The organism is Hyalangium sp. (genome assembly GCF_045802625.1).
Classification (GTDB): domain Bacteria; phylum Myxococcota; class Myxococcia; order Myxococcales; family Myxococcaceae; genus Hyalangium.
The window spans coordinates 36,482-61,450 of sequence record NZ_JBJMQP010000153.1 but is presented as its reverse complement, the minus strand read 5'-3'; the positions used below and the strand labels follow the sequence as shown (position 1 = coordinate 61,450).

Genomic DNA, 24,969 nt, shown 5'->3' with positions numbered 1-24,969 from the left:
AGCTTCTGCTGGCGCTTCGTCCTTCCTGGCAGGTTCTCGCAGAATTTCTCCATCGCCCCGCTGCCTGCCTGGCACGCCTGGATGCATGCGAAGGACTTCCATGGGTCCGCTGTGGTCTCGGACTCCCCAGGCTCTGGGGCAGGCAGTGGCTCCACGCAGGCTTCCGGGTTCAGCTCGCAGAACGTCGCCACATGCCCCTCGGTTGGCGGTGGCAGAACAGGGCCGGAGACGGGTGCCGCTTGGTAGAGTTCTCCTCCGCGTCCGCCTGCTCCGACTGCGCACCCCAGCATTGCGAGCGTCAACAACAAGGGGATCGCAAGCAGCCTCGGCATATGGGCCAGTGTAGCCGACCGGCGGCGGCAATCGAACCCACAACAAGGCCAAAAAAAAACCAAGCGATCATTCCCGTTCAAGCCGTACAGCATCCCCGCCGGTCAGCTCTATGTGGCGCACGGGCCGATCAAGGGGCGCATGATACGCTCGCCTTGAATGAGTCATTTCGAGCGAAGCCTGGGCATATGTCTGGCGATCCTGCTCGCGGCCTCGATCGCACGGGCAGAGGGCGCGGGGGGCGAGAGGTGCGACGCCAGCACCCCTCTCCTCCTTCGCGGCGTGGCGACGTTGCTGCCCACCGCCACCGGTCTCATCTCGATCGGTGGCCCGGCCCTATGCCGGCTCACGCCGGGGGCGCGCCGCTGGGAGCCGCTGCATGAAGTGCCCGGCGACGACCTCTACCGGGTGACAGCCGACGACTCGGGCCGGTTGCTGGCGGCGTGGTCGAAGGAGCCCCTCATCCACTTCATCACGCCGGGGCAGACCCAGGTGGTTTCCTTCCCCAAGCCCCAGGCGCCGGCCGACGTGCAGAACTTCCAGATCGCCGACCTCGCGTTCTCGCCGGACGGCCGACACGCCCTGGTGTTCATGACGGGCACCGTGACGCTGAAGACCGACCGCTATCAGGGTCCCAGCCGGTCGACCGCCGTCTACCGGGTCCCGCTTGCCGCCAATGCCGCTGGCACGCTCCTGTTCCGGGTCGACCACGGCTATCAACTGGACGGCTCACCTCACGGCGCGGTGTTCGCGATGCCGAAGGATCCGACCCAGAAATGCGATCAGCGCGAATGCCGCCTCGCCGAGATCGTCGCGTACGAGATAACGCCGGCTGGCGTGAACCGGAAGACCTTGTTCCGCGCTGACGAGCTCGAGGTCCGCGGCATCAAGGGGGTGCGCGTCGCAGGCGATCAAGAGCTGGCGGTGCTCCTCGACGTCGCGACCGCGCGCAGGCTCGAGCTGCTGCGCTGGCGCTACGGAGACGCCAAGCCCACCCGGAGCCCGCGTCCCTTTCCCCCGGACTACGATCGCACCAGGTTCCTCCTCACCCGCTCAGGCAGGTTGATCGAGCTCAGGGTCCGGTCCGGTCTGATTGAACTGTGGGAGGGCGAGAAGCAGCTCGCCAACCTCGGCGAGTTGCAGAAGGTGGACGAGGGACTTCACGGCTTTGGCGAACGCCGCGACGGCACGCTCTGGCTGCACTGGGGTGATCACGTCGGTCTCATTTCACCCGGCAAACCGCCGCGCAGTTATCCGCTGGCTTCGCTGCTGCCCCGGCGCTCCGAATGGGCCGGCAGCGACGTCTACGCCGGGACTCCCGAGCAGCTGTGGGTGGGCATCGATGACAGCAACCGGCACTACGTCCGGGTCGACTTCGCGGACATCGAGAAGCGCGCGATTCCGTGGCCGCCGGGCACCCTCCAGGAGCGCATCGACTCCGAATACGCCGGCTACGATCCCAAGGACACGAGCACGAGCGACCGGCTCAACAACGCCGCGACCCTGCGCCAGATGGCCGGCGGCCTCTTCTCGATTGGCGGCGGGGCCCTGCGCCAGCTCCGGAACGGAGAGCGGCGCTGGCGAACCTTGCACGCGATCCCGAAGGACAACCTCTACCGGGTGGCGGCGGACGACAGCGGGCGCATCCTGGCGGCCTGGGAACAGGATCCCCACATCCATTTCTTCTCGAATGGGCAGCACGTGACGTTCCCGAAACCGGCGGCGGGGTCGGCGACGACCGGCGAGTCCCACCTGGAGCACCTGTCGTTCTTGCCGAACGGCCGTGAGGCCCTGGTCATCATGTCGGGCCAGGTCAAAGCGCCACCGTCCCGCAGCGTGCCGGAGCCGGTGCGGTTCTACTACTCGAGCTGGACGACGGAGGCCTACAGGCTGTCGCTCGACGGGAGCGCCGAGCCGAAGCTGCTGTTCCGCGAGGACTTCGCCTACCGCTTGTACGAATCGAAGCGCGGTGTGGTCTTCGCGATGCCCAAGTACCCAGGGCAGGAATGCGCCGACTCCACGTGCATGCCCATCGTCGCCATCGTCGCCTACGAGATCACCGACAGCGGAATCAAGAAGCACACGCTGCTCGGCGGTGATGGCTTCGGCGCGAACGTCTACCTCTCCCAGGCGGCGCTCGTCCGTGGCAGCAATGACGAACGCCTGGCCCTGGTCGTGCGGCTGACCAAGAACGAGGGCAAGCTCTGGCCCGATGGCGGCCGCGGGCTCGTGCGCTGGCGGTGGGGCGACGCCAAGGGCGATTACCGCCCCCTGCCCAACCACAGCAGCCTGGGGCCGCAGTGGCTGCTGACCCGGGACAATGACTTCATCGAGCTGGTCGAGCACTGGGACGAGAAGCCGGACCGGCTGGAGATCCGGCGTTACCTGGCGAAGGGCGGCGAGCAATCGACCAGCATCCATGCCCTGCGGAAGATGTCGCAGGTCTATGGTCTCGGCGAACGCGCGGACGGCGGGCTGTGGCTGCACTGGGGCGATCATCTCGGGTTGCTCTCGGCGGATCAGCCTCCGCGCAGCTTCGATCTGGATCCGCTGGTGCAACGAGGAACCGAGTGGGCTGGCGCGACCACCTACGTGAAGACGCCCGAGTCGCTGTGGGTCGGGCTCGATGGCCGCGGGCGCAGTTACGTCCGGGTGGACCTGGCCGAGGCGGAGAAGCGCGCGAAGCCGTGGCGGTAGGCAGGGCGCTGCACGAATGAGGCTCGCCTGCTCACCACTGGCTCCGCACAGGGCCTTGTCCGATCGGCTATATGATCGCGAATCATCATGCCACGCTACGAGCTGATCGAGGGCAGGACGAAGAAGTTCTGGCAGATCGAACTGAGCGGCACGTCGTTCCGCGTGACGTACGGCCGGATCGGCAGCACGGGTCAGACGCAGCTCAAGTCGTTCGCGAGCGCGGAGGCCGCGAAGAAGGCGCACGACGCGCTGATCGCCGAAAAGACCCGGAAGGGCTACACCCTCGCCGGTAGCGGGAGCGCGAAGGCAGCGTCCACTGCCAGGCTGGCGCCCAAGGCGTCGAAGCCGGCGGACACGAGCAGCGGCGGTTCGCGCCTGGCCAAGGCGATCGAGCGAGCGAAGGCCTGGATGAACAAGAACGGCGCGGAGGTCCTGGTCAAGAACCTGGCCTCGGGGGTGAGCGACGCGGCGCTCGCGAAGGCCGAGAAGAAGCTGGGCTTCGCGCTCCCCGCCGAGCTCGTCGAGCTCTGGAAGCTTCACGACGGCCAGCGCAGGGAGCAGAACGGCTTCATCGGGAGCCTGGATCTGCTCGGCAGCCGCGACGCGCTCGGGGTCCGCGAAGACGTCTTGCTCTCCGTGCGCTGGATGCTCGAGGACGAGGACATGGTGGAGGACGCCGAGCTGCGAAAGGCAGAGGCGGACGAGCGGTGGATCCCCTTCGGGACGCGCGACAGCGATCACCTGGTGATCCACGCCGGCACAGGGCGCGTGTTCCGGGTCGCGAAGGATGCGCCGCCGCTCTCGCTCGAGGCGAAGAGCCTCACGGAGTTCTTCGAGCGCTACGCGAGGGCAATGGAGAAGGGCGAGTACACCGTCGAAGAGGGCTTCGGCGACGTCTACCTCTCGAGCTGATCCTCGAGCTTGCCGGAATGACTCCTCCGCGCCTCACCTTCTTCTGCGAGCTGGGAGCCGGGCCCCTGCAGGCCCTCTTCGCGGACCCCGCGCTCCTCGAGCACCTCGCGGCGCTGAGGGCCTCCGTCAGCCTGGGCCTGCTGGACCTCAGTGAGCAGCGAGCGGCCGTGGTGCGGCGCCTCCACGAGGCTGGCATCCCCGTCATCGCCTGGCAGCTCCTGCCCGCCGAGCAGGGCTACTGGTTCAACCTGGACAACGCACCCCAGGCCGCCGCCCGCTACACGGCCTTTCGCCAGTGGACCGCCGCGCACCAGCTGCGCTGGGGCGGCGTGGGCCTCGACATCGAGCCGGAGCTCCACGAGCTGCGGCGGCTGCTGGCCCGGGGCTGGCGCGAGCTCCCCGCGCTCCTGCGCAGACTTCGTGGGAGCGAGCGGCTGCGCCAGGCCCGGGACGCCTACGGCGCGCTGGTGGCGCGCATCCGGGAGGATGGCTACCGGGTGGACACCTACCAGCTCCCGCTCATCGTCGACGAGCGCCAGGCCCGCTCCACCTTGCTGCAGCGGCTGCTGGGCGTGGTGGACCTGCCGGCGGATCGCGAGGTGCTGATGCTCTACTCCAGCTTCGTGCGCCCTCACGGCGTGAGCCTGCTGGAGAGCTACGGCGCCCAGGCGGGCTCCATCGGCGTGGGCAGCACGGGCGGCGGCGTGGAGCTACCCGGGGCCGGCGCGGCGCCGCCGCTCTCCTGGGACGAGCTCTCCCGGGACTTGCGGCGGGCCCGGCTCTGGTGCGCGGACCTGCACGTCTTCAGCCTGGAGGGGTGCGTGCGGCAGGGCTTCCTGACTCGGCTCCGCAGCTTCGACTGGGAGCAGCCGGCGCAGGGGCCACAAACAAAAACCCGGCGCATGGAACTCATGCGCCGGGTCGGAAAGGCTGTGCTGTGGGCCGCCGCGCGGCTGCTGCCGCGCTAGGCGGGGATTACAGCAGCTTCATGTAGGCGATGATGTCCGCCTGGTCCTGGTCGCTCATCGGGATGCCGAGCATGTCCGTCACGGCCTTGTACTGCCGCAGCACGCCCGCCAGATCCTTGGCCGAGTTGTCGTGGAAGTAGGGCGCCGTGTTCTTGATGTTGCGCAGCGACGTCATGGTGAAGGTGTCGGCGTCGAACATGTTGCCGGTGATGAGCAGGCGGCCCGGGTCAGGCGACACCACGTGGCTCTCCGTGCCGTCCGGGTTCGTGACGATGTACTCCTGCGTGGGGTTGCCCGCGAAGTTGAACTGGGAGACGAAGGCGAAGGCGTAGCGGTCGCCGGTCGGCAGGCCCGGGAGGTTGAACTGCGTCGTCGCGTTGAGCGCCGGGCCGCCGTGGCAGCCGCCGCACAGGGCGTTCGGAGCGAACCAGGCCTTGCCGCGCTTCTCGGAGTCCGTGGTGCCCTCGGGCAGCGCCGCAGGCGTGCCGGTGGCTCCCCAGGTCGCCATCTTCGCCGAGGAGAAGAGCGCCTTCTCGAAGTCCGCGATGGCGTTCAGCTCGGTCGTGGTCGGCACGCGGCCGCCCTGGGCGTGGCCCGCGACGGCGTCCATCGCCTGGTGCTGCAGGGTGGGCTCGCGGCCGTCCAGCATGATCACCGGGTCAAGCTTCGGGTTGTCGAAGGTGCTGGGGATGCCGCGGCGCAGCGTGACGCTGCGGGCGGTGGAGTTGGCCAGCCGGACGTTGGCCACCAGCGGGATGGTCACGGTGACCGTGGCGTCGTTCAGCAGCTTGCTGTAGCTGGCGCCGTTGCCAGTGTCGCTGTCCAGGGCGCGGAACAGCGGATCACTGTGGTTCCTCGCGTACGCGGCCTGCGCCTGGGCCGGAGTCAGGGTGCCCGTGGTCAGCGAGTGGCAGGTCGAGCAGGTGCGCCCGTTGCCCTTGAAGGTCTCCTTGGTGAACAGGAGCGCGCCCTGCGCGGTGCTGGCGGTCGTGGCCTGCTCCTCAGGGTTCCAGTTGTCCTCGGTCTGGGTGTCGGGGGCCTGCGGCTGCTCATCCGAAGTCGCCGCACCTCCGCAGCCGGCCGCGGCCAGCATCATCAGGGAGGTCAGTGTGAACCGCTTCAGCGTGAAAGGATTCATGGTGGGGGCTCTCCTCCCCGGGGGGATTGGTTGGGGGCTCGCATTCCCTTTAAGCAGGCGACGTGCCAACCCCCCCAAGGGGCAAGGCCTCCGCGCAAGTGCTTGAAAATCCTCAGCTGCTCAAGAGGGGGGTGCCTCGGTAGGACAATTGGTGACTACGACAAGGCTGCACCATATCGAGCTGGCTGTAATGTAGGTGTTGGGAGCTAAAACCGCTTTTTCTCGGGATTTACGAGGGAAAACAGTGGTTTGAACCCAAGCCCTGGAATTCCGGAAGAGTGGATAATCCAGGCTCCAGTGCCTGTCCGAAAACAGGACAGGGGAATTCCAGCGGATCCGCTTCGCGGGGCGGCGCGCCGGCTCTCCTGGATCAGCCAGGCCAGGAGCCGTCCCCGTGGGCCCAGGGGACGGCTCCGTGCCGCACGTGCTACTTGTACTCCACTGTCAGCACGGCGCCGGTTCCCTCGGTGACGAAGAGGTAGGAGGTGCCGGCGGGGTTCTGGGGGAAGAGCAGGCGCGCCTGCGTCTTGCCCGTCTTGTTGATGGCGGCCAGCCCCGCGGCGTTGAAGTCGGTGGAGCTCTGGGTGCCGCTGGTGAACTTGATGATGTTGGCCACGCCGGTGGCGGTGGCGGTGGCGCTGTAGTCCGTCGTCTCGGTGGCGGCGGTGCCGAACGTCCCGTTCTGCAGATCAATGCTCAAGGTGTTGCCCGCGGGGTCCGCCCACGGATCTCCCGAGGCCGAGGAGAACGTCACCTTCAGCGAGGCGCGCGTGACGGTGGCGGTGTCCGGAATCGAGGAGGTATCGAACGAGAAGAACGACCGGTTGAACTTGCCGTCCGTGCCCTTGCCGAGGGCGGGAGTCGTAAAGGTGCCGACCGCCGGTGCGGAGCCGTCCGCGTTGGCCTTCACGTAGCCGTCATCCGCCGCGATGCTGGAGAAGGTGGCGGTGGTCGTCCCGCCGCCGGCATTGCTCACCGTCACCGTGGTGGCGTTGTCCACGCCGATGTTGTCCGCCGTGTCGTAGGCCTTGGCCATGAGCGCGTGGCTGCCGTTGGCCACGCCCGCGGTGTTCCAGGTGAAGACGAAGGGCGAGGCCGTGTCGGTGCTGGCCAGGGCGCCGTCCACGTAGAACTCGACCTTGCTCACCCCCGCCGAGTCCGAGGCGCTCGCCGCCACGTCGACGGTGCCGCTCACGGTGGCGCCGTTGGTGGGGGCCGTCAGGCTCACGGTGGGGGCGGTGGTGTCAGCGGAGGTGCTCGCCGGGCCCACGGTGATGCTGTCCACCCACGCCTTGGCGCGGCTGGTGTTGGAGCCGGTGTCCGTGGCGGTGGCGACGAACTTCAGCGTGACGGTCTTGTTGGCATACGCGGACAGATCAATGTTGGCCCGCTGCGTCCAGGTGGCCTCGGCCAGCGGGCCCAGGCCGCTCTTGGTCGCCGAGTCCACCACGTGGTCGGTGCCGTCATTGACGATGACCTTGAAGGCGGCGGAGGCGGAGATGTTGGCGCCATAGAGATCCAGCTTGCGCCAGTAGGTGAGCCGCGGGTTGGCGGTGAGCGCGAGGCTGGTGTAGGTGGCCGTCTTGGTGACGGTGTTGAAGGCGGGCAGCGCCGAGCCGAGGATGGACTTGCTGCTGGTGCTGCCCATCTGGTCGCTGGGATCCACGGTCCACTGGGTAATGTCCCAAGTGGTATTGGTGGTGTCCGGGCCGCTGGGGCCGGAGAAGTGCTCGGTGAAGCGCACCGAGTTCTGATCCACCGTCACCGACACCGCGGCGGAGGTGGCGGTGTTGCCCGCCGCGTCGGAGGCGCGGGCCTGCACCGTGTGGCTGCCCGTGGCGTACGAGGTGGTGTTCCAGTTGAACACGTAGGGCCCGGCCTGCTGCGCGGACACGCCCTGGCCCACCACCGTGCCATCCACGAGGAACTCGACCTTCGTCACACCAATGTCATCCGAGGCGTTGGCGGTGATGTCCACGGCGCCCGCGACGGTGGAGCCCGCGGTGGGGAAGGCGAGGCTCACGGTGGGCGGCGTGGTGTCGGAGATGCCGCCGGTGACGGTGACGGAGACATTGGCGGAGGTGGCCGTGTTGCCGGCGGCGTCCGAGGCCCGGGCCTTCAGCACGTGGGTGCCGTTGGTGGAGGCGGCGCTGTTCCACGAGTACGCGTACGGCGAGGCGGTGTCGGTGCCCACCAGGGTGTTGTCGATGAAGAACTCGACCTTGGACACGCCGACGTTGTCCGAGGCGGTGGCCGTCACCTGTACGGTGCCGCTCACGCTGGCGCCGTTGGCGGGCGCGGAGAGGCTGACGGTGGGCGCGACGGCGTCCGAGTTGTCGAGCCCGAACCACTTCGCCGCGTACCAGGTGGAGCAGATGCCGGCGTCGAGGATGTAGGCGCCCGCCGTGCCGCACGCCACGGTGGAGTTGGGGAACTTGAACTTCGTATCAATGGGCGTGCCGTGGCCCATGCTGGTGATGGCGTACGTCTCCACCAGGGCCTTGCCCGCCGTGTCCTTGTAGACCTTGTGGGGGTAGCCAGCGACCGTCTCGCTGACGTCCTCCGTTCCGTCGATGCCCTGCACCGAGGTCCATGCGTCCACCGCCTCCTGCTGGTTGGTGTTCTTCACCGTGTAGTCGGAGGTGCCGTGCCAGATGGACATCCGCGGGTAGGGCCCGGTGTAGCTGGGGAAGGCGTTGCGCACCAGGTCCCTCCACTGCGTGGGCGACTTGTCCACGCCCGGGCTCATGCAGGTGAAGGCGTCATTCATGGTGGTGGCGCACTGGTACGGGATGCCCGACATCACCGCCCCGGCGGCGAACACATCCGGGTAGGTGGCCGCCATCACGTGCGTCATGGCGGCGCCCGCGGACAGGCCAGTGACGAAGACGCGGCTCGAGTCGATGGAGTGATCGAGCTTCATCTGATCCACCATCTGCTTGATGGAGAGCGCCTCGCCCTGGCCTCGCGCGATGTCCGTGGGCTCGAACCAGTTGAAGCAGCTGTTCTGGTTGTTGGAGCTATTGGTCTCCGGGTAGACGACGTAGAACTTGAGCACGTCCGCCAGCGCGTTCCAGCCAGCGGCGGTATAGGCATCCGCCGACTGGGTACAGCCGTGCATGGCGACCACCAGCGGCGCGTTCGCGGGCAGGCCGGCCGGCACGTACTTCCACATCTTCAGGTTGCCGGGGTTGCTTCCAAAGCTGGCCACCGCCGTGAGCCCGCTCTGGAGATGTCCCAGCTCGGGCGCCTCCGCCGGCGGCGCTTCGTGTGAAGCCAGGTCCTCGCACCCCAGGACAGCCAGGACCAGCAGTCCACCGACGAGACTTCCAAGACGCTGCTTCCGCATGAGCCCTCCCTCTGTGTTGGAGGCGCGGGAAGCTAACACCTCGCGTGAAATGATCAGCTGATTCCTGAATCACTCATCAACTTTGGAACGCGCGAGCTCACGACGCGGCGGGTCGACCCCGGGCTTGTCTTGATGCGTCAGGCGCCGGGCTGGATCACCGGCTGGGCGGACTCGGGCTCGTGGGGGAGGAGGACGTGGAAGGTGGTGCCGCGGCCCGGCTCCGACTCGAGCAACAAGCGGCCCGAGTGGGACTCGATGATGCGCTTGACGAGCGCCAGCCCCAGCCCCGTCCCCTGCGCCTTGGTGGTGAAGAAGGGCTCGAAGATGCGCGCGCGCACGTCCTCGGGGATGCCCGTGCCGGTGTCGGTGAACTCCACCTGCACCTCGGCCCGCGCGCCCGCGGGGCGCTGCACGCCCACCCGCAGCATGCCGCCCTCGGGCATGGCCTGCACGGCGTTGAGCGCCAGGTTGAGGAAGGCCTGCCGGATCTGCCGCTCGTCCACCAGCACCTGTACCTCTGTCTCCAGCGCCCACACCACCTCGACCTTGCCCGTGGCATCCGCCAGCGCCGTGTGCACGGTCTCCTCCAGCAGCCGCCGCAGCGGCAGGAGCGCGGGGGTGGGCGAGGGCGGGCGCGCGAAGTACAGCAGATCATCCACCATGCGGTTGAGCCGGTCCGCCTCCTCGGCGACGATCTCCACCATGGGCAGCGCGGGGTTGGCCGCGCCGATGAGCTTGCGGATGTAGGAGACGGAGTTGAAGATGGCGCCCAGCGGGTTGCGCACCTCGTGGGCCACCACCGCGGCCAGCTCGCCGAGCGCCGCGAGCCGCTCGCGCTGGACGAGCTGCTCCTGGGTGCGAGCCAGCTCCGCGTTCCTCTGCTTGAGATCCTCGATGAGGCGGGCCTGCTCCAGCGCCAGAGCGAGCTGGTTGGTGATGGCGGAGGCGCGCTCCACCTCCGACTCCGTGAAGCGGCGCGGCTCGCGCGTCTCGATGATGATGGCCACCCCGATGGCGCGGTCGCGCACCACCAGGGGCAGCGCCAGCCCCGCGGTGATATGCAGCAGGCTGCGGGCATCCGGATGGAAGCCCGGCTCGTTCTCCGCGTCCGTCACGACGACAGGTGCGCGCGTCTGGAGCGCCTTCGCGGAGGCGGAGCTGTCAGGGGGGCAGAGGGGGATGGAGTACCCGAGCGTCTGCTCCAGCTGGCGGACCGAGGAGCGAATCTCCAGCCGCTGCCCCGTGGCGTCCAGCAGCAGCAGGAAGGCATCCGAGGCGCGGGCGATCAGCGCCAGCCCCTTCACGCCGATCTGCATCAGCAGGTCCATCTCCCGGGTGGCCACCATGTTGCGGCTCACCTCATGGATGAGGGCCAGATCATCGGCGCGGCGGCGCACCTCGGTGAGCAGCCGGTGGGACTCGGTGGCGGCGGCGAAGTGCGCGCCCATGGCCTGGAGCGTCTCGCGCTCCAGGTGCGACAGCCCGCGGCGCTTGCGGAAGGCGACCACCAGCGTGCCCACCAGCCGCGAGCGCACCCGCAGCGGCACCACCGCCACGGTGGAGTAGCCCTGGCGCAGCATGTTCTCGCGCGTGGCGCCGGTGACCGACTCCACCTCCAGCACCAGGGCCGAGCCCTGCTCCATCGCCTGGCCGGAGAGGCTGCCGCGCACGGGCATCCGCCCGTATTGCTGGGCGCTGATGTCGTCCAGCCCCTGGGCGTACACCAGCTCCATCTCCTCCGAGCCATCCTTGCGGAGGAACAGGCCCAGGGTGTCACAGTCCAGCAGGCGGGTGATCTCCCGGGCGCCGGGCACGAAGAAGTCCCGGGGCTCCTGGGCCGTGGCCGCCGTGGAGGCCAGCCGGTTGAGCGCGGCGAGCGCGGTGTTCTGCGCGGAGAGCTGCGAGATGGTGAGCGCCGCCTCGAGCGCGGCGGACACCTGCGCGCCGAAGAGCCGCAGCGGCGGGAGCTCCTCCTCGCGCAGCCAGGGGGCCGCCACCACGAGCACCGCCCGGCGCATGCCGCTGGCCTCGATGCGGACGCCAATCACATGGAGCCGGGCCTCGGCCAGGCGCGTCCCCACCCCGTTGGACAGCTCTCCCGCCAGGAAGCGGGAGGCCTCCTGGGCGAACTCGGGATCATACGCCGAGCCCTCCCGCCAGGTCCGCTCCAGCAGCGGCGACCAGACGCCCGTCAGCCCAGGTTCCCAGGTCTTGCCCTCCGGCTCCTGGGTGAACTCGGCAGGCACGTACAGCCGCTCCAGGAGCGCCTGTTCGCCCTGGGGCATGACATAGGCGAAGGTAAAGCCCAGCTCCGCCAGCCCGCCGAAGACGCGGGTGAGCACCTCCTGCTCGGTGCGCAGGCCGGGCAGCCCCGCTCCCAGCTCCGCCAGACGTTGGAGCACGATGCGGTGGTGGGCGCGGGCGCTCACGTCCCGCATCAGCACCACCGCGTCCTGCCCCTCGATGGTGATGGAGAGCTCCAGGCGCCGCTCTCCCGTGGGAGTGCTCAGCTGCAGCTCGAACACCGGGGGCGCCCACTCTCCGCGCATGCGGCGCAGGTAGCCCTCCAGCATCGCCGGGCCATTGGGGAAGCGCAGGCTCAGCTCGTCCACGGGGCGCCCGACCAGCTCCTCCGCGGTGTACCCCAACAGGCCCAGCATCGACGCGTTCGCATAGACAACCCGCCCCTGCCGGATGACTCCAAGGCCGAGGGGCATTGCGTCGAAGTGCCGGTACTGCGTGCCGGCTTCGCTGGACGTCGTCACGAGCGCGCACCATTGCACCCCCGGCCCGTCGAGGGGAAGCCACCGCTGGAGGGCAGGCGCCCGGGTGTTGACCGGAGGGCGTGCGGCTCAGGCGCTGACGTGGGGGTGGGTCTTCTCGTAGGTGCCGATCAGCTGGGCCTCCGCCAGGACATGGCCCTGGATGGCCGCGAGCAGCTGGGCGCGGGTGGGCGAGCCGAGATCTGGCAGCACGGTGTCTAGCGCATAGAGGCGGTAGATGTAGCGGTGGCGGCCAATGGGTGGGCAGGGGCCTCCGTAGCCGGCGCGGTGCCAATCATTCAGGCCCTCGCGCACGCCCTGGGGCAGCGTGTCCCGGCTGGCGCCCTCGGGCAGGTTCCGGGTCCCGGGAGGGATGTTGTAGAGCAGCCAGTGGCACCAGGTGCGCTGCGGGTGGCGCGGATCCGGCGCGTCGGGATCCTCCACCACGAGGGCCAGGCTCCGGGTGCCGTGGGGGACCTCACCCCACTGAAGAGGCGGGGCCTTGTCTTCTCCCTCGGCGGTGAAGGCGATGGGGATGGGCTCGCCGTCCTGGAAGCGAGGCGAGGTGATTTGGAGTGGCTTTGGCATGATGTCCTCCGTGAAGCAGGGACTCCTCTTCAAGCTGGTGATGGAGGGGGAGCAGTGGCGACTCTGCAAGGAGGGGGGCATGGGCTCGCGCCCTTGATCTAGAGTCTGGCCTCGTGAAGCCGCTCCTGCGCCTGTTCCTCCTCCTGCTGGCCTTGCCTGCGTCCGCCGCCGAGCAGCTCTCGGTGCGCGTCCTGGATGGAGGCGGGCTCGGGGCCTCGGAGGCGCAGCTCGTGCTGGGAGCCTCCGTGGAGCTGGCCCGCGAGCTGTCCGGGCTCGTCATCCATCCCGTGCCGGCGGTGTCGCGCCGCTGCGCGGATGACGCGTGCCTCCGGGCGCTGCTCTCGGAGGCGCAAGCCGAGCACGGGCTCTTTCTGCTCGTCACCCCCGCCGCCCGGCGAGGCACCCTGGAGGTGGAGGCCACCTGGATGGATGGAGCGGAGGGGAGCGCCTCGCGGCGCCGGATCTCAGGTGCGGCGACCGCGGAGCTGAAGTCCGCCCTGCGGCCCGCGCTGACCGCGCTGCTGCCGCCCTTCGTGCGCAAGGGTTGGGGCGGCCTGGTGGTGGCCTCGGACTCGGCGCGCATCCGGGTGGATGGCCGGGCCCTGGCGGCCTCCTCGGCGGTGGTGCCGCTGACGGCGGGGCCTCACGAGGTGGATCTGCTGTTGCCCTCGGGAGAGGCCGCTCTGTCGCGCGAGCTCGTCCCCGAGGGCGCTCGCCTGCGCCTGACACCTCCCGCCGAGGTCTCCGCCGGTGCCCTGGGGGCGGCCTCTCGCGGCAAGGGGCTGCGCACGGCCTCCTACGTCACCTTCAGCCTGGGAGCGCTGGCGCTGGCGGGCTCCCTGGTGGCGGGGGGACTGTCCCGGAGCGCGCTCCATCGCATCGAGCCGTGCGTGGGGGTGGACCGGACGTGCACGCGCTACCCGGACGCCAAGGCCGCCTATGACAAGTCGGACCGCTATGCGCGCACCGGCAACGTGCTGCTGGGTGCCGGTGGGGCCTTGTCCACGGTGGGCATTGGCCTCTTTGTCTTCGATCTCGCCTCGTCGGAGCGCTGATCATGTCCAACCCTTCGTTCCGCCTGGCCAGCCTCGGCCTCCTCTTTGCCGGTCTGGGCCTCGCGCTCTCGGGCGCCTGCTACGAGAGCCCCAAGCCCCAGGGCTACTTCACCTGCTCGGAGGACTCCGAGTGTGGAGATGGCGGCCTCGTCTGCGATGACGGGGTGTGCTGCTCGGAGCGGGGGGAGCCGCTGTGCCTGGGCCGCGTGCTGGATGGGGGCGTGTGCGCGGACGGCGGTACCGCCACCCGCTACTTCCGCGATGAGGATGGCGACGGCTTCGGCAACCTCACCCAGCCCCTGCTGCGCTGCGCCCCGCCCGAGTCGATCCGGGTGGTCACCAACTCGGACGACTGCAACGACAACCCCGCGGCCGGTGGCGACCTCTTCTTCCCGGGTGCGCCCGAGCAGTGCGACGGCCTGGACAACAACTGCAACGGCCAGTTCGACGAGGGCTTCGACGGAGGCACCTACTACTTCGACGAGGACAACGACGGCTACGGCGACACGAAGCAGCCCCGCGTGCTGTGCAAGCCCTCTCAAGGCTGGGTGGCGCTCCCCAACGACTGCCAGCCGCTCAACCCCCGCATCCATCCCAACGCCGTGGAGGAGTGCAACGGCATGGATGATGACTGCAACGGCTACATCGACGAGGGGGTGACCACGACGTGGTATCGCGACGGGGACGGGGACGGGTATGGCCGGGCGGACATGCAGCAGCAGGCGTGCGTCCAGCCCTCGGGCTACGTCATCAACAAAGATGACTGCGATGACTCCAACGCCGCGAAGAACCCGGACGCACTGGATGTGTGCGACGGCACGGACAACAACTGCCGGAACGGGATCGACGAGCGGCCGGACTGCGGAGGCCCGGCGGACCTGCTGGACCTGAAGGCCACCGGCGAGCGCGGGGCGGTGGACACACAGACGAGCTTCAGCGGCGTCACCCAGGGCTGCCTGCGGTACTGGGACGGGGGCGTCCCCGAGTCCTTCTCCGCCAACAACGTGTGGAGCGGCTCGCGCCCCCAGTCGCACGTCGTCTGGTTCCAGGCGCCCCAGTCGTGGGACCTGAGCCGCGCCACCAACTCCCTGGCGATCCACTTCGATCCGACCATGAGCGGCATCGGCAACCCGCCCTGGGCGCCGCACAAGCAGCCCATTGTCCTGCTGTGCAGCCCCACCGGCTACGCCCGCTACGTGCCTGTCATGGACGGGGGGACCACCCCGCTGATGCCCACGGCGGGCGGACAGGTAACCACCACGCTGCCCATCGGTCAGGGGAGCGCCGGTGGCTGGGTCGAGCGCAACACTGCTTTGGACCTCAAGCATGTCCAGCGGGTGGAGATCATGGTGGAGCCCAACGACGGGGGCTCTCCCACCCTCCCTGTCTCCTTCGACATCCAGTTCCTCAAGCTGGGCTTCCAGTAGCCGCAACCCGGACTGGGGCCCGCGGCCCTCGGGCCGACGGTAGCGGTTGCGCACGCCGCGTCATCAGTGTTAAGCGGCGCGCGCGCGTGGCGTCAGGCGAGGCGGGTGGCGGAGGAAACCCGAAACTTTCCCGGGAGTTGGTGAGGCGTCCGATGGCAGAGGAGCCCGGGGATCAGGGTGACAAGGGCCAGGAAGACAGCGAGCTGGGCTCTACTGCCCGGCAGATGCAGGCGGCCATGCCCTACATCTCCGCGGTCTGGAAGATGGTGGGCGGGACGATAGTGGGAGTGATCGGCGGGCTGCTGCTGGACCGCTGGCTGGGGACCAAGCCCTGGATGCTGGTGGGGCTGAGTGTGGCGGGCACCGTGGTGGGGTTCTACGGGTTCCTCCATGAGATGACCCGGCTGGGGAAGAAGAAGTGAAGGACAGGCCGGGGGCAGGGGAGAGCTTCCAGAACCACGCGATGGTGGCGGCGGGAGTGGCGGTGGTGGGAGTGGCGCTGGCGGCGGCGCTGCCGCAGACGCCGGAGAGCCGGTGGCCGGCGATGTGGGGCACGGGGTTGGCGGCGCTGACCGGGGTGGTGTCGCTGGCGCTGAAGCGGCGGGCGGTGCAACGCAGCCTCAAGGCCGCGTTGAAGGTGGTGGGGCTGGTGTTCGGGCTCCGGGCGGTGACGGTGGCGGCGGGGCTGTACGCGATCGTTTCGCGAGGGATGTCGCCGTGGGGCTTCGTGGTCGGCTTCTTCGGCGTCTACTTCGTGCTGCAGTGGGTGGAGATCAGCTACGTGAACGCCGCCTCTCGTCAGGCGGCGGGCGGAGACGAGTGATGCGCAAGGCAATGGTTCTGATCGCCAGTCTGTTCGCGGGCACCGTGCTCGCGGCGGAGGAGCACTCCGCGGGCGGCGAGAAGGCGAAGCCGGACGTGGCGGAGTACATCATGCACCACGTCTCGGACGCGACGGACTACGAGCTCGAGGTCCCCGGGAGCGACGAGCCCATCGAGATCCACCTGCCGAAGCTCTTCATCCCCTTCCACGAGGGGGCCTGCCAGGGGCCGGCGGACACGCACGGTGAGGGCGCGGTGGAGAACGGCCTGGGCGCCGCCGAGCACGGCGCGCCGATCCCCACCCTGGCCCAGGGCTGCCTGGACCTGTCCATCACCAAGCACACGCTGATGATGTTCCTGGCGGCGATCCTGCTGGTGGGCTCCCTCCTCATCTGGAGCAACCGCGACAAGTCCAAGCTGGTGCCGCGCGGCACGGGCGCCAACCTCTTCGAGATGCTGGTGCTGTTCGTCCGGGACGAGCTGGCCATCAAGAACATCGGCAAGGAGGAGGGCCCGCGCTACGTGCCCTACCTGCTCACCGCGTTCTTCTTCATCCTCTTCATGAACATGCTCGGCCTGTTCCCCTGGATGGCGACCGCCACGGGCAACATCGCCGTCACGTGCGCCCTGGCCCTGATGACCTTCATCCTCACCCAGGTGGCGGCCATCCGCGCCGCGGGCGTGGGCGGCTACCTGGCCCACCTGACGGGCGGCGTGGCCTGGTGGCTGTGGCCCATCATGATTCCGGTGGAGATCCTCGGCCTGTTCACCAAGCCCTTCGCGCTCACGATGCGTCTGTTCGCCAACATGCTGGCGGGCCACATCGTCATCTTCTTCCTCCTGGGCCTCATCTTCATGATGGGCAGCGCGGCGGTGGGCCTGGTGGCCGTGCCCTTCGCCATGGGCATCTACTTCCTGGAGCTGTTCGTGGCCTTCGTGCAGGCCTACGTCTTCACCATGCTCTCGGCGCTCTTCATCGGCATGGGCGTGGCGATGGGCCACCACGGTGACCATGGCCACGAGCACGGCGAGGGCCACCCCGAGGGCGCCAAGAGCCACGACCACGGCCGGGCCCACGCCTAGCCCTCCACTTCACGAGTTAGCGGGGCTTCAGCAGCAGCGGGCCCCGGCCAGAACCCGGCGATTCGAAAGGTCGCCGGAGGTAGTCCAAAAGGGACGACACGACCCCCCCACAAGAGGGTCCTACCTGTAAGAAAGAAGAAGTGCTCCCATGACCAACCTCGCTCTCGCGTTCCTGTCCGCCGGCATTGGCGCCGGCCTCGCCATCATCGGTGCCGGCCTCGGCATCGGTAAGCTGGCCGCCTCCGCCATGGAGGCCACGGGCCGTCAGCCGGCCGCCGGCGGCGACATCCGCACCTCCATGATCATCGCCGCGGCCCTCATCGAAGGCGCCACGCTGTTCGCGCTGGTGATCTGCATCCTGCTCGCCACCAAGACCTAGTCGAGCAGGAGTCCCCAGGCTCGGCGCTCGCACTCCGCGGGCGCCGCGCCGGGAGCCCGCTCCAACGGTGGAGCCCGGCTCTCGAGCTGTCCCTGTCGTGAATCTTCGCCTTTTCCTCCCGCCCTTCCGCGAAGGATGACTTCGATGAACACCCTCCTCCTCGCCGCCAGCTTCCTGGAGGTCCGTCCGGGCCTCATCTTCTGGACCCTCATCACCTTCATCCTCGTGGCCTTCGTCCTGCGCTGGAAGGCCTGGGGCCCCATCCTCGCCCTGGTGGAGGAGCGCGAGAAGCAGATCGCCAGCGCCATCGAGAGCGCCAAGCGCGAGCGCGCCGAGGCCGAGAAGCTCCTGGCCGACCAGAAGACGGCCATCGCCGAGGCCCGCCGTGAGGCCGCGGAGATGATGAACCGCAACAAGCAGGACGTGGAGAAGTACCGCGAGGAGCTGATGGCCAAGAGCCGCAAGGAGGCCGAGGACTTCAAGGCCCAGGCTCGCCGCGAGATTGAAGACCAGAAGACCAAGGCCATCGCCGAGGTCCGCGCCATGGCGGTGGACTTGGCCATGGACGTGGCCAGCAAGCTCATCAACGAGCGCATGGATGACGCCAAGCACCGCGCGCTGGCCGAGCAGTTCGTCAAGGGCCTGCCGACCACGCCCGGCGGCACTCCGCGCGCCTAACCCGGCTCGCCGGGAAGCAGCCCGCCGCAGGCGCTGTTCCAAGGAACCGTCATGGGTCTCTCCATCGGAATCGTCGGGCTGCCCAACGTGGGCAAGTCCACCCTCTTCAACGCGCTGTCCTCCGCCGGCGCGCAGGCGGCCAACTACCCGTTCTGCACCATCGAGCCGAACGTGGGCGTGGTCCCCGTGCCGGACGAGCGGCTGGACAAGCTGTCGGCCCTCATCAAGCCCCTGAAGAAGGTGCCCACCTCGCTGGAGTTCGTGGACATCGCCGGCCTGGTGCGCGGCGCCTCCAAGGGCGAGGGCCTGGGCAACCAGTTCCTGGCCAACATCCGCCAGGTGGACGCGGTGCTGCACGTGCTGCGCTGCTTCGTGGACGACAACGTCACCCACGTGGAGGGCGGCGTGGATCCGGTGCGGGACCGGGACGTGGTGGACACGGAGCTGTGCCTCAAGGATCTCGAAACAGTCGAGAAGCGCCGCGAGCGCGCCCAGCGCAACGCGAAGATGGGCGGCAAGGCCGGGGACGAGGCCAAGGCGGAGCTGGCGCTGCTGGACAAGATCAAGGCCGGGCTGGACGCGGGCATCACCGTGCGCGCGCAGAAGCTGACGGACGACGAGCACGCGGCCATCCGCGAGCTGTTCCTGCTGACGGACAAGCCGGTGCTGTACGTGGCGAACATCTCCGAGGGGCAGATCGGCAAGGAGGATGAGTCGCCGCACGTGCGCGCGGTGAAGGAGATGGCCCAGAAGGAGGGCGCCGAGGTGGTGGTGCTCGCCGCGGCCATGGAGGCGGAGATCCAGCAGCTGCCCGAGGAGGAGCGGCCGGGCTTCCTGGAGAGCGCGGGGCTGACGGAGCCGGGCCTGCACAAGGTGGTGCGGGCGGGCTACAAGCTGCTCGGCCTGCAGACGTACTTCACGGTGGGCGAGCAGGAGTGCCGCGCCTGGACGATCCACAAGGGCTTCAAGGCCCCCCAGGCGGCGGGCGTGATTCACTCGGACTTCGAGCGCGGCTTCATCAAGGCCGAGGTGATGCGCTGGGAGGACCTGATCAAGCTCGGCAGCGAGTCCGTGGTGAAGGAGAAGGGCCTGCTGCGCGTGGAAGGCAAGGAGTACGTCGTCCAGGACGGCGACTGCATGCACTTCCGCTTCAATGTCTAGCGGCTAGCTCCGCTCGAGCGCGTCACATCACGACGCGCTTGCGGATGTAGAACCAGAAGGCCGTGACGGCCACCGCGATCAACGTGTTGAGGATCGCCGAGCGCCGGTGCCGGCCTTCCGGATCCGGATAGAGGAGGGCGAGCAGCCACTCGCTCCCCAGGCGCAGCACCAGGAACGCGAGGATGAGCACGGGCCCGAGCGAGCGGGGCGCCACGCCCGGCTTGAGGGTCACCGCCAGCGCGCCCACGAGCGCCACGGTGCCCATCAGCCGCGAGATCATCAACCAGGGAGGAACAGAGCGGTTCGTCACGGGCCCACCCTATGGCTGGACAGGCTCCAGGACGACACGAATCGTGTCGAAGTAGAGCGAGGTGGTCCCCTCGAAGCCCGAGTCCGTGCCCAGGAGCAGCCACAGCTGGCCCTGGGCATCCGAGGTGACTCGGAACGAGTTGCCGTGGTTGTCACGGGTGATGCGCCGGTAGGGGGGCGTGGCGCAGTCCGTGGAGCCGTTGGCGATGTCTCCCAGCACCTGCGCGTTGGCGCCGCCCATCGATTGGTCTCCCTTGTCCACGTTGAGGCGGTAGGCGCCCGCGGAGGTCGTCACGCGCTCGGGCTGGACGCTCGCGGCGCCCGCCTTGAGGAAGACGCTCTCGCCCGGAGCGCCACCAACGCCCGTGCAGCCCGAGGGCGCGTTGCTCGCCAGCTCCAGCTCGAAGGTGAGCGAGTACTGCGCCTCGGGCCTCAAGTCGCTCACCGGGTGCGTGAGGAACATGAACAGATCGTCGCTCACGTTCTTGCCCGAGAGGAAGAGCGCGCCGCCCATGGATCCGGTCTCGGCGGGCACGTCGCGGCGCTCGAAGACGAAGCCCACGTCGCTCGCCTGGGCCGTGGACACGTCGGTGAAGCTGGCGGTCCAGGCCTGGGTGCTGTCGTCGAAGGCAAAGAGCAGATCGCGGCGCCCGGCGGCGTCGGGTACATCGAGCGCCTCCGAGCAGGCCGTCGACAGGCCCAGGAGCAGGCTCAGCAGCAGCAGGGTGCGTGGACGGTGGAGGGCCAAGGGGTTCTCCGTGTGTCGTGGTTCAGCGCGGGCGTGATTTGGGGGCCGAGGCGTGAGGAGGGGAGCGCTGGCCGCGGTATCCGTCTCCCGGAGCGTCATCCACCTCGCGCTGTGTGCGGCGCCGTGACGACCTGTGAACTGTCGTGCGCGCCCGGAGGGAGAGGCTCCACGTACCGTGCGCGGGGGCGCAGGAGGTGGCCTTGCTCGCGCTGCTCCAGCACGTGGGCCACCCAACCCGCCGCGCGCCCCACCGCGAAGACCGCCGCCGCCGCTCCGGGTGGCAGGCCCAGCGCGGCTGCCAGCGCCACCAGCCCGATGTCCACCGTGGGAGGAGGGTGCCCCGCCTTGGCCATGGTCTCCACCACGGCGCGCACCACTCGCACCCCCACCGGCTCGGGCCGCGTCGCCCATGCCACCTCCAGCAGGGGAGGCGTGCGCGGATCTCCCTCCGGGTAGAGCTGGTGCCCGAAGCCAGGGACGGCCTCCCCGCGCCGCAGCCGCTCCCGCACCACCGTGGCCGCGCGCTCCGGGCGCCCCACTTCCTGCATCAGCGCCTCGATGCGATCGCAGGCCCCGCCATGCTTGGGGCCCGAGAGGGCCGCCAGGGCCGCGCTGACGCAGGCATAGAGATCCGCGCCGGAGGAGGCCGTCACGCGCGCCGTGAAGGTGGAGACATTCAGCTCGTGGTCCGCGCACAGCACCAGGGCTCGATCGAGCGGTGCCACGGCCCGCTTCACCTCCACGCCCCACGCCCGCGCCAGCGAGGCCGCCACCGTCACCTCCTTCAGCGCCTGGGCCACCCGCGAGCCTCCCTGGGCTCCTCCCGCCCAGGCTCCCAGCAGGCGCAGCAGCCGCCGGGCTCGTAGCCGCTCTTGCTCGGGGGGCGAGGCGAAGCGCACCGGATCCGAGGCTCCCAGCAGCGGCACCACCGCGGACAGCACCGTGAGCGGCGGAGCATCTCGTGGCAGCAGGCCCACCAGCGAGGACGGAGGAAAGGGCAGCTCCGGCGCTGGCCACTGCACGGAGGCGCCGGGCAGCTCGCCTGTCCACAGCAGCTCCGCCACCTGCTCGAAGGAGCGCCCCTGCACCGCCAGCTCCACGGCGAGGTGCCCGCGATACGCCAGGCCCTCCTCGCCCACGCGGGAGATGGAAGAGTCAATGACTGGCTCGCCCCAGCGCAGCGCCCCCGAGGCCACCGCCGCGTGTCCCGCCCGAGCGTCGTGCCGCACCTTCAGGCGCTCCAGATCCATGCGCACGTACCGGTTCTCCTTGGTGCCTGGCTCGGGGACACACCGCACCAGTCCCCGGCTCACGTACGTGTAGAGTGTCGCCCGCTTCACTCCCAGCAGGGCCGCCGCCTCGGTTGCCGTCAGCAGGTCTTCATCTCGATGGTCGAATCGAGCTTGAGAACGGCCGCCCCTCCGCTTCACCATGGCGCTCGAAGCCTCCTTCGAGTGGATTGTCGACTCGACTCGATAACCCTGTCGAGCCAAGAGCCTCGGAGCGCTCTGGCCACCCCACTTTCGAGGCGAGAGGGTAGGGTGAGCCCATGGCCTCCCTGCCCGACACGCTGGCCCGAGAGCAGCTCCTGAAGGACCGCGCGGCCGCCACCGAGGTGCTCGTCCCCGGCGAGCCCCCGGCGGTGTCCCTGCTGCGCCTGTGCGACGCCGGCCTACTGCAAGGGGGCCTCTCCGTCGCGCTGGATGTACGGCCGGACGAGCTCGTCGGCCCGCTCACCCAGGCCATGGGCGGCGCCGCGCGGGGCTTCAAGCTCGTGGATGTGCGGGAGCGGCGCACGCTGGAGCTGCACGTGCTCGTGGGAGAGCTCACCGAGCGGTGGGAGGTGGAGGACCTGAGTGCCCTCGTCCACAACCTGAATGATCTCTACCGGGAGGCTCCCGAGGTGCGTGCCATCGCCGTGCTCGGCGAGTGGGCCGACTCGCTCCAGCTGCTGTGCGTGGACAAGCGCTCCTTGCCCCGCCTGCTGCGCCAGCCCTTCTTCGCTCCCGTGAACGCCAGGTACCTCGCGCGGCTCATGGAGAGTGAATGATCATTCAGTTTGCCCGCGGGACATGCGATGATGCGGACAGGCGTGAGCAGGTGGGCGCGCCCTCGGATCCGGCATGGTTCGAGGAGGCAGGCACATGCACGGCATCATCTTCAATCAGCTTCGGAGCTATGCGCAGGCTCGCCTCGGCGAGCAGGGCTGGGAGACGTTGCTTCGAGAGGCCGGGCTCGGCCCGCGGATGTACCTCGCCTTTCAGAGCTACCCCGATGAACAAGCCGAGGCGATCTTCCTGGCCGCCTCACGCAAGACAGGCCTCTCCGTGCGCAGCCTGCTCGAGGACTTCGGTGAGTTCAACGGCCCGGGGATGATGAAGGTCTACCGGACCTTCATCCAGCCCGGGTGGACCATCATCGACATCGTCGAGAACGCCGAGCGCATCCACGAGCGGGTGCGCAAGGATCCGCACGCGACTCCGCCGCGGCTGAAGTGCCAGCGGATCAACGCGAAGATGATCCGCGTCGAGTATGCGTCGCCGCGCATGCTGTGTGGCGTGGGCATTGGCTTCGTCCGAGGGCTGGCCCACGAGCTGGGGCAGCGCGTCGAGGTGCAGGAGGCGCAGTGCATGCACGCCGGCGCTGACTCTTGTGTGTTCCTGGTCAAGCAGGTGGGATGAGCCTCAGGCTCGACGTGTCTCGGTGAGCTGGGGCAGCATGGCCCCATGCGGATCCGCCTCTTCCTGCTTGGGCTGCTCGTCGCGGGGGCCGCACGGGCTGAGCCCGACACCTTCGGGCTGGGCACGGGCCGCACTGGCTCGCTGCGCGTGAGCACGCTGGGCATGGTCATCAACCACTATGGGCAGCTCACCGCGAGCGCCGCGGCTGGCACCCAGGCCCTGACGATCTCCAACGCCTCGGCCTTCACGGCGGGAGAGCTGGTGCTGCTCCAGCAGTCCGCGGGGCTGCTGCCCGCCCCTGCTTCGGGAGATCAGCACTCCATCAACCTCACCACGAGCCCCGTGGGGCGGTTCGAGTATGCGCGGATCGAGTCGGTGGCCGGCAGCGTGCTGCAACTGACGGCTCCGTTGCAGTACGGCTACACCGCGAACGTGACGCAGGTGGTGAGCGTGCCCGAGTACACGGACCTGCGGGTGGACTCGGGGGCTTCGCTGATGCCGCTGCCCTGGGATGGGAAGGTGGGAGGCATCCTGGCCGCGCTGGTCACGGGCCGGCTCACCAACGACGGTCTGATCTCCGTGGACGGGGCGGGCTTCCGAGGAGGCCCCTTCATCAACCACCCCTCGCTCTACGGCTGCACCGGGCTCGACCAGCCGGCGGGGGACGGAGGCTCCTACAAAGGAGAGGGAGTGGTGTCCGGACGCTTCGGCACGGCGGCCGGGCGGGGAAACCTGGCCAACGGCGGTGGCAGCGGGAACTGTCACAGCTCGGGCGGTGCGGGAGGAGGCCACTCCGGAGCCGGCGGCAAGGGAGGGTTCACTGTCACCGCGAGTCCTCCGGCGACCGCGGACGTGGGGGGCCTGGGAGGCACGTCCGTGCTCTACCTGCCATATGAGCACCTCCTCTTCGGAGGTGGCGGGGGAGGCGGGGCGGGGCACATGGACTTCGGCACGGGAGGAGCCCCCGGTGGCGGGCTGATGCTCCTGCGTGCGTTGGACGTGGAGGGGGCAGGGCAGTTCAGTGCCATGGGGGCTTCGGCGGACTTCGTCCCCTCCTCCATTGATGATGGCGCGGGAGGCGGCGGAGCGGGCGGAGCCATCTCCATCCGAGTCGCGCAGCGGCTGAGGTGTGCGATCGCACAGGCCTCGGGCGGCGCGGGCGGAGACACCCGTCACCCCAGCAGCGAGTCGGGCCCTGGCGGAGGTGGAGGCGGAGGCGTGGTCTTCCTTCAAGGCAACCCCATCCAGTGCCCGGTCTCGGTGGTCGCGGGGTTCCCCGGTCAGTCCACGGCCGCGGGCGGCACCTTCGGCGCGGGGCCGAGCGCCATTGATGGGGGGAGCTCTTATGGCAACGAGCAGACGTACGAGATTGCGTACCAGCAGCCCGGCACCCCGGTGCTGACCCAGCCTCCGAATGGAGCCACGGGCCTGTCGGGGCGGCCTCCCATCGCGGGCACCTCGGATCCGGGCGTGGTCGTCCACCTGTTCATGGATGGCGTCGCGTATGTGCAGCTGGTGGCGGACAGCTCGGGAGCCTTCTCGTTCACCCCGGCCAGTGATCTGACCGCGGGCGCACACGAGCTGCAGGCCTCGGCGGAGACCTTGGGGGCCTACAGCCTTTTCTCCGAAGTCGACCACTTCGAGGTGGGTACCGGAGACGGAGGCCTCCCGGATGGAGGCCCCCTGCCCGATGGAGGCCCCCTGCCCGATGGAGGCCCCACCTCGGATGGCGGGCTTCCCGATGACGGCGGCTTGCCTGATCAGACACCCCTGGTGCTCGACGTGGGCTGCGGATGTGGGGCCACGTCGGGAGTGGGGGCCGGGGCCATGGCGCTGCTGCTGGGGTTGGGCGCGGCGCGGCTCCGGCGGCGGCAGTAGCCAG

At 69.2% G+C, this 24,969-nt stretch carries 21 protein-coding genes; 14 read left to right on the top strand and 7 right to left on the bottom strand.

Features of this window, described 5'->3' with window-relative positions; translation table 11 throughout:
- The first annotated feature begins 612 nt into the window (after positions 1–612).
- The 3 genes from ACJ8AT_RS27900 to ACJ8AT_RS27890 all read left to right on the top strand — a co-directional run bounded on the left by ACJ8AT_RS27900 (position 613) and on the right by ACJ8AT_RS27890 (position 4,907).
- Positions 613–3,027 carry a hypothetical protein gene (locus tag ACJ8AT_RS27900; RefSeq protein ID WP_407740927.1) on the top strand — a complete coding sequence of 805 codons (2,415 nt, stop codon included), beginning with the start codon at positions 613–615 and terminating at the stop codon, positions 3,025–3,027.
- A gap of 87 nt (positions 3,028–3,114) precedes the next feature.
- On the top strand, positions 3,115–3,939 hold the full coding sequence (locus tag ACJ8AT_RS27895; protein WP_407740926.1) for a WGR domain-containing protein: 825 nt from the start codon (positions 3,115–3,117) through the stop codon (positions 3,937–3,939).
- A gap of 17 nt (positions 3,940–3,956) precedes the next feature.
- A complete protein-coding gene (locus ACJ8AT_RS27890; RefSeq protein ID WP_407740925.1) occupies positions 3,957–4,907 on the top strand; it encodes a hypothetical protein in 951 nt (316 codons plus the stop codon).
- A 7-nt stretch (positions 4,908–4,914) separates the two neighbouring features.
- Here ACJ8AT_RS27890 and ACJ8AT_RS27885 read toward each other — a convergent pair whose 3' ends face one another.
- The 4 genes from ACJ8AT_RS27885 to ACJ8AT_RS27870 all read right to left on the bottom strand — a co-directional run bounded on the left by ACJ8AT_RS27885 (position 4,915) and on the right by ACJ8AT_RS27870 (position 12,744).
- Positions 4,915–6,045 carry a hypothetical protein gene (locus tag ACJ8AT_RS27885; RefSeq protein ID WP_407740924.1) on the bottom strand — a complete coding sequence of 377 codons (1,131 nt, stop codon included), beginning with the start codon at positions 6,043–6,045 and terminating at the stop codon, positions 4,915–4,917.
- Positions 6,046–6,472: 427 nt separating this feature from the next.
- Positions 6,473–9,394 (bottom strand): PHB depolymerase family esterase, encoded by a 2,922-nt coding sequence (locus ACJ8AT_RS27880; RefSeq protein WP_407740923.1) that lies wholly within the window; start codon positions 9,392–9,394, stop codon positions 6,473–6,475.
- Between the two features lie 137 nt (positions 9,395–9,531).
- Positions 9,532–12,159 carry an ATP-binding protein gene (locus ACJ8AT_RS27875; protein ID WP_407740922.1) on the bottom strand — a complete coding sequence of 876 codons (2,628 nt, stop codon included), beginning with the start codon at positions 12,157–12,159 and terminating at the stop codon, positions 9,532–9,534.
- A gap of 87 nt (positions 12,160–12,246) precedes the next feature.
- Positions 12,247–12,744 carry a YbhB/YbcL family Raf kinase inhibitor-like protein gene (locus tag ACJ8AT_RS27870; protein ID WP_407740921.1) on the bottom strand — a complete coding sequence of 166 codons (498 nt, stop codon included), beginning with the start codon at positions 12,742–12,744 and terminating at the stop codon, positions 12,247–12,249.
- A 113-nt stretch (positions 12,745–12,857) separates the two neighbouring features.
- On the opposite strand from ACJ8AT_RS27870, the gene ACJ8AT_RS27865 reads away from it, so the two are divergent.
- From ACJ8AT_RS27865 to ychF, 8 genes are all read left to right on the top strand, one after another.
- A complete protein-coding gene (locus ACJ8AT_RS27865) occupies positions 12,858–13,799 on the top strand; it encodes a hypothetical protein (RefSeq protein ID WP_407740920.1) in 942 nt (313 codons plus the stop codon).
- 2 nt (positions 13,800–13,801) lie between these two features.
- A complete protein-coding gene (locus tag ACJ8AT_RS27860; RefSeq protein WP_407740919.1) occupies positions 13,802–15,226 on the top strand; it encodes a putative metal-binding motif-containing protein in 1,425 nt (474 codons plus the stop codon).
- 152 nt (positions 15,227–15,378) lie between these two features.
- A complete protein-coding gene (locus ACJ8AT_RS27855) occupies positions 15,379–15,648 on the top strand; it encodes an AtpZ/AtpI family protein (RefSeq protein ID WP_407740918.1) in 270 nt (89 codons plus the stop codon).
- Positions 15,645–16,049, top strand: coding sequence for a hypothetical protein (locus tag ACJ8AT_RS27850; RefSeq protein WP_407740917.1), 405 nt, complete (start codon positions 15,645–15,647; stop codon positions 16,047–16,049). The genes ACJ8AT_RS27855 and ACJ8AT_RS27850 overlap by 4 nt, the downstream gene beginning before the upstream one ends.
- Positions 16,049–17,131: a F0F1 ATP synthase subunit A gene (gene atpB, locus ACJ8AT_RS27845; protein WP_407740916.1), complete on the top strand. Its 1,083-nt coding sequence runs from the start codon at positions 16,049–16,051 to the stop codon at positions 17,129–17,131. Before ACJ8AT_RS27850 ends, atpB begins: the two co-directional genes overlap by 1 nt.
- 148 nt (positions 17,132–17,279) lie before the next feature.
- Positions 17,280–17,510 carry an ATP synthase F0 subunit C gene (locus ACJ8AT_RS27840; RefSeq protein ID WP_224240070.1) on the top strand — a complete coding sequence of 77 codons (231 nt, stop codon included), beginning with the start codon at positions 17,280–17,282 and terminating at the stop codon, positions 17,508–17,510.
- Positions 17,511–17,654: 144 nt separating this feature from the next.
- On the top strand, positions 17,655–18,188 hold the full coding sequence (atpF, locus tag ACJ8AT_RS27835; RefSeq protein ID WP_407740915.1) for a F0F1 ATP synthase subunit B: 534 nt from the start codon (positions 17,655–17,657) through the stop codon (positions 18,186–18,188).
- Positions 18,189–18,239: 51 nt separating this feature from the next.
- Positions 18,240–19,349, top strand: coding sequence for a redox-regulated ATPase YchF (ychF, locus tag ACJ8AT_RS27830; protein WP_407740914.1), 1,110 nt, complete (start codon positions 18,240–18,242; stop codon positions 19,347–19,349).
- 22 nt (positions 19,350–19,371) lie between these two features.
- Here the strand turns inward: ychF and ACJ8AT_RS27825 are convergent, their stop codons facing one another.
- From ACJ8AT_RS27825 to ACJ8AT_RS27815, 3 genes are all read right to left on the bottom strand, one after another.
- Positions 19,372–19,659 carry a hypothetical protein gene (locus tag ACJ8AT_RS27825; RefSeq protein ID WP_407740913.1) on the bottom strand — a complete coding sequence of 96 codons (288 nt, stop codon included), beginning with the start codon at positions 19,657–19,659 and terminating at the stop codon, positions 19,372–19,374.
- A 9-nt stretch (positions 19,660–19,668) separates the two neighbouring features.
- A complete protein-coding gene (locus tag ACJ8AT_RS27820; protein WP_407740912.1) occupies positions 19,669–20,406 on the bottom strand; it encodes a hypothetical protein in 738 nt (245 codons plus the stop codon).
- Between the two features lie 95 nt (positions 20,407–20,501).
- Entirely contained in the window at positions 20,502–21,839 is a 1,338-nt protein-coding gene (locus tag ACJ8AT_RS27815) for a citrate synthase family protein (protein WP_407740911.1), read from the bottom strand.
- 116 nt (positions 21,840–21,955) lie between these two features.
- Between ACJ8AT_RS27815 and ACJ8AT_RS27810 the strand changes: the two genes are divergently transcribed.
- The 3 genes from ACJ8AT_RS27810 (at position 21,956) to agmC (ending at position 24,965) form a co-directional block, all read left to right on the top strand.
- Positions 21,956–22,456, top strand: coding sequence for a hypothetical protein (locus tag ACJ8AT_RS27810; RefSeq protein WP_407740910.1), 501 nt, complete (start codon positions 21,956–21,958; stop codon positions 22,454–22,456).
- Positions 22,457–22,550: 94 nt separating this feature from the next.
- On the top strand, positions 22,551–23,087 hold the full coding sequence (locus ACJ8AT_RS27805) for a heme NO-binding domain-containing protein (RefSeq protein WP_407740909.1): 537 nt from the start codon (positions 22,551–22,553) through the stop codon (positions 23,085–23,087).
- Positions 23,088–23,132: 45 nt separating this feature from the next.
- The gene (gene agmC / locus ACJ8AT_RS27800; protein ID WP_407740908.1) at positions 23,133–24,965 is read left to right on the top strand and encodes an adventurous gliding motility protein AgmC; all 1,833 of its coding nucleotides are present in this window, start codon (positions 23,133–23,135) and stop codon (positions 24,963–24,965) included.
- Positions 24,966–24,969 lie beyond the last annotated feature (4 nt).